The organism is Coleofasciculus sp., assembly GCF_046539235.1.
In the GTDB taxonomy this organism is placed as follows: domain Bacteria; phylum Cyanobacteriota; class Cyanobacteriia; order Cyanobacteriales; family Coleofasciculaceae; genus Coleofasciculus.
Genome location: NZ_JBKHHI010000356.1, coordinates 1 through 6938 on the forward strand (window position 1 = coordinate 1; position 6938 = coordinate 6938).

Sequence of the window (6938 nt, forward strand, 5' to 3'; positions counted from 1 at the left end):
CAAAACCCGCCCTCCCCACCGATAACGGAACAACAAAACCCGCCCTCCCCACCGAACGGCAATCGATTAACCCCAAACTGGACAACCAAACCCACCTTATTCTCAACCGCGATCGCACCAAAAAAATGTGAAAGATTGGGTCAGGGCGGGTTTTGTAGAAAGGTGATTGGTGACTCCATTAATTTTGTCCCTAAACCCGCCCCTACATTGGGTTTTATGTCCCAACATCATATCTTAATATTAACCTGAAACCCGATCAAAAAACACCAGATTCCCAACCGCGATCGCACTTTGTTTGTCCAAAGTCCAGTTATTCAGCAAACCCGATCTAATTGCTGATCATCTGACGCCTGTTCCGGCGAACGGGTTGTGCTATCTTAAAACCCCCAATAGTGGTCGCCATGACCAGCACTAATCCCGCAATCCACGCCAGGGAAGTACCCGGTTGCTGAGGGAATATTGCCCCTTGGTAAAATAACGTAGCACTCCAGTAGGCAAGTCCCGTCGTCCAAGCCGCCACAAACACAGTCCATCCTACGTTAGTTTCCCGGTAGATAGCTGCAGTAGCGGCGACACAGGGGAAGTACATCAGCACAAACAGCAAATACGCAAACGCCGCCGCTCGACCATCAAAGCGTTGAACCATAGCGCCAAACGTACCCGTGGCGACGTCTTGCTCCTCAGCCGCCGCTTCAATATTACTCACATCACCCACAGATATACCCAGGGGGTCAAGCAGATTGCCAGGAACCTCGGCTAAATTGGCTGGGATCGTGGCAAACGCTTCACCAATTCCTCCCCAAAAGTCAAAAGTTTCTGGTGTTTCTGGCTCTACCTCTGCTCCCAGTTGACCATAAAGGGAATCAAGTGTACCCACCATCGCTTCCTTAGCAAAAACCCCGGTAAAAATCCCCACCGTCGCGGGCCAATTGTCTCGCCGTAACCCCATCGGTGCAAAGACAGGAGTGATTGAGCGGCTGATGGAACTGAGAACCGACTTATCCGTGTTCTCCTGACCAAAGGAGCCATCAGTCCCAATTGAGTTCAATAGGCTCAACACCATCACCATAATCACGATAACTTTCCCTGCCCGCAGCATAAACCCTTTGAGCCGATCCCAGGTACGCAATAACACCCCTTTAAGATTCGGTAGATGGTAGGGTGGGAGTTCCATGACAAAGGGCGAGGCTTCACCTTGTAACAGCGTATTTTTCAAGACCAACCCCGTGAACACCGCCATAGCAATGCCAATCAAGTAAAGTCCAAAGACAATATTCTGACCCGCTACCGGGAAAAACGCCGCCGCAAACAAAGCGTAAACCGGTAGTCGTGCGCCACAGGACATAAACGGATTCATGACAATAGTCATCAAGCGATCGCGTTGATTTTCTAGGGTGCGGGTTGCCATAATCGCTGGCACATTGCAGCCGAAACCCACTAACATCGGCACAAAGGATTTCCCGGGCAGACCAACAAAGCGCATGAAGCGATCCATGACAAACGCGGCTCGCGCCATATACCCGGAGTCTTCCAAGACAGAAAGGCACAAAAACAAGATACCAATAATCGGGATAAACGTCGCCACTGTCTCGATCCCGCCACCGAGCCCCTCAGCCAGCAGAACTTTTAACCATTCAGGTGTACCAATCGTGCTGAGTAACTCGCCGAAACCCTCGACAAAAATCGTCAGCGTCAAGATATCGAAAAAATCAATAAAAGCACCGCCAACATTAATCGTCAGCACAAACATCAGGTACAGCACCACCAGAAAGATCGGTAGACCGAACCCGCGGTTGAGCACCACACTATCGATTCGGTCAGACAAATTATTGCTGACTTCCCGGGTGCGTTCCATCGCCCCATTAACCAGCTGACGCACAAAGCCGTAGCGACTATCGGCAACGATAATATCGATATCTTCGCCCAGCACCTGATGAATCTTGCGGCGCTGCTCTACCACCTGTTTTTCTAACTCCTGTCCTCTCAACTCAGGCGCAATCCGGTCTTCGTACTCTAGCAGTTTCAGCGCTGTCCAGCGAGGTTCAACGGCTCGGTCAGGACTTTGTTCGATGACAATGGGCATCACCTGAGCGATCGCGTCTTCGAGTACGGGGGGATATGCCACATAGCCGTGGGGTTTGACTGGGTTGTGCAGGTTCTGATGGATCGTATCCCGCAGAATCGCCACACCTTCATTACGCGATGCGACTAATGGTGTTACCGGACAACCCAGGCGTTCTGATAGGAGAACGGTATCGATGCGGATACCCCGATCCTGCGCCACATCGGTCATGTTCAGCGCCACCACCAAGGGTAGGCGCATTTCCATAATTTGGGTCGTCAGATACAGGTTCCGCTCCAAGTTAGAAGCGTCAACGATATTCACAACTAAGTCGGCTGCGCCAGTGAGCAGGTAATCTCTGGCGATGATTTCATCGAGTCCACTGTCTTGGTCTTCAGCATCCAAGGAATAGACGCCCGGTAAATCAACAACGGTAATACTCTCGTCGTCGCGATCGCGATAGTTCCCTTCCTTGCGCTCAACGGTAACTCCGGGCCAATTCCCGACGCGCTGGGAGGCACCAGTCAACGCATTAAACAGGGTAGTTTTGCCGCAGTTGGGATTGCCAACTAGAGCAATTGTCCACTTATTCATTCTCATTCACCTCTTCAATACAAAGGACATCGGCTTCGTGTCGGCGTAAGCTCAAGTTAAATCCCCTTACTTCAATCTCAATCGGGTCCCCTAGGGGCGCATGGCGGATCACAGTGAACTCGGTTCCGGGTGTCAATCCCATGGCTAGCAATCTGCCCTTATAACCTCCAGTCGTTTTCTCGTAGCCAACAATACGCCCTTTGCTACCTACGGTTAAATTGCGGAGATATGTGTCTGTATTCATTGCTTTTCCCTGTTTCCAAGAGTTAACTTGATCGGGTTGAGTCACCAGAATTTTGTTCGCCATACCCGCCCCCAAACCAATGCGGTTATCCCCGAAGGCGACTATCACCGAGCCACTGGGAACGCAGCTCACCACTTGAACTTGGATACCTGGTGTTAACCCTAGACTCAGAAGGTGACTGATACCTCCTTTGCCTTTGAACCCGATAATCGACACGCGATCGCCAGCACTGGTCATCGCTAAGGGGAAATTAGTCTCGGCATCGAACCGCTTATGGGCTAAGTCCTCATAGAACTCAACCATGTTGTCTTCGTCCCTAGAGGCTTCGGATGTTTGTCCAAAAAAAGAAAACCCCCACCCCTTACGCTGTCGGTTGCGTTGGCGTCGGTGATTTGAGTCTTTGTTGGCTGCCATTGCATGCTCCTGATCAAGAGTATTGTTCTATAACGATTTAAGTTTATTAGTAAACTTTTTTAATAATTAATTCGGGTTTGGGCTGGCGGGATGGGGAAGAGCCGAGGCAGGTAGTATACCTACGAGACTGAGGCTTGGAGGTTTTTTCCTGTGCCGGACGCCTTGGCTCCATTCCCGTCCAAGTTGAGGGCATTAGATTCAAATAATTGTCTTCTAGATAATAAAGTAAATGATACGCGATCGCAATAGACTGGACGGGGGTGCATGTAGAGACGTGCTTTTGAACCGTCTGGGCGGATTGAGTTATATCTGGGGTCAAAGGAAAGGATAGTTGTCAAACCCGCCCCTACAAACCATACCCTTGAATATTCTCCAGCTCGTTTATACTCAACTGGGATTGACATTGTTGCAACTGATGCCAAAGGGACTCGATCTGCTCAAACGCCTGATCGGGAGACAATTTACCCGCCGTTTGCAAGTTGCAAATATAGCTGACTCGCTGGGCAAACTCTTGCAGATTGGCATTCAGCACCAGATGCTCCGGCTTGACGGCTCCGCGATAACGGGCATGGGGAAACAGAAAGTTGTGTTTGGATTGCTGCATGGCTACCGCTCCCCGATTATTGCAATTAATTTCTAATTACAGATTACTTAACCTCAATTTTACCTGATTGTCAAGTGAACCTGATCGTGGCGCGATCGCATTACTCCCTTCCCGGTAGAAGATTACCTATTTTTATCTCCCCCAGCTAAGAGACCTAGCATGCTAGGTCTCTTAGCTGGCTCCCGCAGATTCAATAGTGTAGGTATTTTTAGAGTGCGTGATTAGCTCGGAAAACCACTTCTGTTAATCCGACAATCAGTTGAGAAAAATTGTTAGTTTATTGTTGTCTCATTACAGCTCCAATCAGAGAGTTGGGCTGGTGTGAACTCAGCCTAAGTCAGAAAACCCTGACAATCACGTTGATTGAACGGGTTGCCAAAACCTGAGCGGGTCAGTTTTGTCATAAAACTTAATACTAGCTTATTGATAATTTCTATAAATTAGCGCTATGTTGTTGAATATCTTTCGCAACAACTTGCACACCTCAATCAACGAACAGACTTATGCAAACCTACGACAATCCAGACGTAAAGTACGATTGGTGGGCAGGCAATGCCCGATTTGCCGATCTCTCTGGCTTATTTATTGCCGCCCACGTTGCTCAAGCTGCCCTAATCACCTTCTGGGCAGGAGCATTCACCCTGTTTGAGATATCCTGGTTTGACCCCACCCTGGCGATGGGCGAACAAGGGCTAATTCTGCTCCCCCATCTGGCAACCCTGGGATTAGGCGTTGGCGATGGCGGTCAAATTGTCAATACCTATCCCTACTTTGTCGTGGGTGCAGTTCATTTGATTTCATCAGGGGTTTTGGCAGCCGGGGCGCTATTTCACACGTTTAAAGCGCCGGAAAACTTAAAAGACGCCAAGGGTTGGGCAAAGAGGTTTCATTTTGAGTGGGACAACCCGAAACAGTTAGGGCTAATTCTGGGACATCATCTGCTTTTTTTAGGAGCAGGGGCATTATTACTCGTTGTCAAAGCGATGTACTGGGGGGGACTTTATGATGCAACGACTCAAACCGTGCGCCTAATTACCCAACCGACGCTTGATCCTCTGGTTATCTACGGCTACCAAACCCACTTTGCCAGTATCAGTAGTTTAGAAGACTTGGTCGGAGGGCATATTTATGTCGGCGTGATGCTTATTGCGGGGGGTATCTGGCACATTTTAGTTCCACCTTTCGATTGGACTAAGAAAGTGTTGATTTTTTCCGGCGAGGCAATTTTGTCCTATTCCCTGGGTGGCATTGCATTAGCGGGGTTTGTCGCTGCCTATTTCTGTGCTGTCAATACCCTAGCCTATCCGGTTGAGTTTTACGGCGCTCCCTTAGAGGTGAAACTGGGGATTGTGCCTTATTTTGCCGATACAGTTAAATTGCCCCTAGGCGAACATACATCGCGTTGCTGGCTCGCCAATGCTCACTTTTTCCTGGCATTCTTTTTCCTGCAAGGGCATTTGTGGCACGCCCTGCGAGCTATTGGCTTTGATTTCCGCCGCGTGGAGCGGGCATTAAATTCTGTTGAAGTTTAAGTGTTCCTCACACCATGAGGGGTTTCTAGGGATGCTTGAAGCCCCTCTTTCTTTAAAACAAATACACCAATAAGATTATGAATTGTCCTTGTTGTTCGGGAAGATTACTACAACACATCGGTCGAACTGGACTGTATTGGTACTGCTTAGATTGTCGTCAATCCATGCCAATTTTGTCCGATCCGTGCCGCTCATTCTTGCCAGAACATTATTCCTCTAAATTCAGTTGTAAATCTCGATTAGCGATCCCAGCCAAGCCCAAACAGTCTTGTCAGAAAACAGCTTGAGGGATCAAGGTTCAAACATAGCGTTTTTCTTGGGTTGTTGAAATGTCTAAATTTCCCGATGCACTTTGGCTCAATGTCAGTCCAGCTTTAGCACGATTTGATCGTCCCTTACTGAGTCATCTGTCTGAATATGGCGCGATCGCTCGGTGGCACTATCACCAAACACTGGACGAACCGACGTCTCTAGACGCCGCCTTGGTATTACTCCATGACTATCTCAAGCAGGGCGATCGCCCCCGGCATCTTCTCGGACATGGCACAGGCGGATTGTTAGGACTACTATATGCCCATCGCTATCCTGAACTTGTGCGATCGCTAACGCTTCTATCAGTCGGCGTTTATCCGGCGGTGGATTGGCAAGCACACTACTATATTCAACGCCAAATGCTGCTCCTACCCCGCGACGTTGTGTTAACGCAGATGGTTTACAACCTGTTTGGCTGTCACTGTCCCCTGATGGTACGAAGACTCATACCTGTTCTCAAGCAGGATTTAATCAGTTCATTATCCCCTCATTCGTTATATCAGCGCCTGAGTATTCCAGCGGCGGAATCCCCGGTTCCCTTGTTAGTTTGTGGTAGCCGTGATGATGTCGTCATTGACTCGGATTTACTCCTGGGATGGTATCCCTGGTTAAAACAGAATGATCGCCTCTGGCAATGTGCTAATGGACAATACTTTTTTCATTACTTTCATCCGCAACAAGTGAGTGAGCAAATAGTAAATTTCTGGACATCTCTGGGTTTATCCTCTTCAACTCCTTATCAATTAGAAATTCATCCAGCTGAACAGTATAAATCTATTGGAATTAAACCGTTTCCGCGAGGTAATGATGCTTAGTCAAGTTTCTGTACTGATCACTAATTTGCCCATGATTCTCTGTCCAATTCTGATCTGTAGCCTACTCGTCATCTTGTGCTTATCCATCTGCGCCGCTGTTCGAGATGGGATAACTCGACTCAAACGATTGCATCAAGTTCCTTGTAGCCAATGTGCCTTTTTTACCGGAGATTATCGCCTCAAATGTACCGTGCATCCTAGCAAGGCTTTATCGGAAGAAGCAATTGGTTGTTTAGACTACGAACCAATCGCTACATCGCCTCGATCTAACGGTGTACATTCCCCATGTTTTTGTGCCAAAACGACAACTAATCACACCTCGACATGTTTGCCCATTAACCATCAATAAGCCGATGTCTTT

Annotated in this window: 7 protein-coding genes; 3 read left to right on the top strand and 4 right to left on the bottom strand. The window is 48.5% G+C overall.

What is annotated here, in order from left to right; genetic code table 11:
• Positions 1-328 precede the first annotated feature (328 nt).
• Genes feoB through ACLFWI_RS23770 form a run of 4 tightly spaced genes read right to left on the bottom strand, consistent with a single transcriptional unit; the run spans position 329 to position 3918 of the window.
• On the bottom strand, positions 329-2656 hold the full coding sequence (feoB, locus tag ACLFWI_RS23755; RefSeq protein WP_446414977.1) for a Fe(2+) transporter permease subunit FeoB: 2328 nt from the start codon (positions 2654-2656) through the stop codon (positions 329-331).
• Positions 2649-3314 carry a FeoA family protein gene (locus ACLFWI_RS23760; protein ID WP_446414978.1) on the bottom strand — a complete coding sequence of 222 codons (666 nt, stop codon included), beginning with the start codon at positions 3312-3314 and terminating at the stop codon, positions 2649-2651. The genes feoB and ACLFWI_RS23760 overlap by 8 nt, the downstream gene beginning before the upstream one ends.
• Positions 3315-3360: 46 nt before the next feature.
• A complete protein-coding gene (locus tag ACLFWI_RS23765; RefSeq protein ID WP_446414979.1) occupies positions 3361-3633 on the bottom strand; it encodes a hypothetical protein in 273 nt (90 codons plus the stop codon).
• Positions 3634-3660: 27 nt separating this feature from the next.
• Complete coding sequence (locus ACLFWI_RS23770; protein ID WP_446414980.1) at positions 3661-3918, bottom strand: DUF7219 family protein; 258 nt, start codon at positions 3916-3918, stop codon at positions 3661-3663.
• A 503-nt stretch (positions 3919-4421) separates the two neighbouring features.
• On the opposite strand from ACLFWI_RS23770, the gene ACLFWI_RS23775 reads away from it, so the two are divergent.
• The 3 genes from ACLFWI_RS23775 (at position 4422) to ACLFWI_RS23785 (ending at position 6926) form a co-directional block, all read left to right on the top strand.
• Positions 4422-5450 (top strand): chlorophyll a/b binding light-harvesting protein, encoded by a 1029-nt coding sequence (locus ACLFWI_RS23775; protein ID WP_446414981.1) that lies wholly within the window; start codon positions 4422-4424, stop codon positions 5448-5450.
• A 329-nt stretch (positions 5451-5779) separates the two neighbouring features.
• Complete coding sequence (locus tag ACLFWI_RS23780) at positions 5780-6577, top strand: alpha/beta fold hydrolase (RefSeq protein ID WP_446414982.1); 798 nt, start codon at positions 5780-5782, stop codon at positions 6575-6577.
• Positions 6578-6608: 31 nt separating this feature from the next.
• On the top strand, positions 6609-6926 hold the full coding sequence (locus ACLFWI_RS23785) for a hypothetical protein (RefSeq protein WP_446414983.1): 318 nt from the start codon (positions 6609-6611) through the stop codon (positions 6924-6926).
• The last annotated feature ends 12 nt before the right edge of the window (positions 6927-6938 follow it).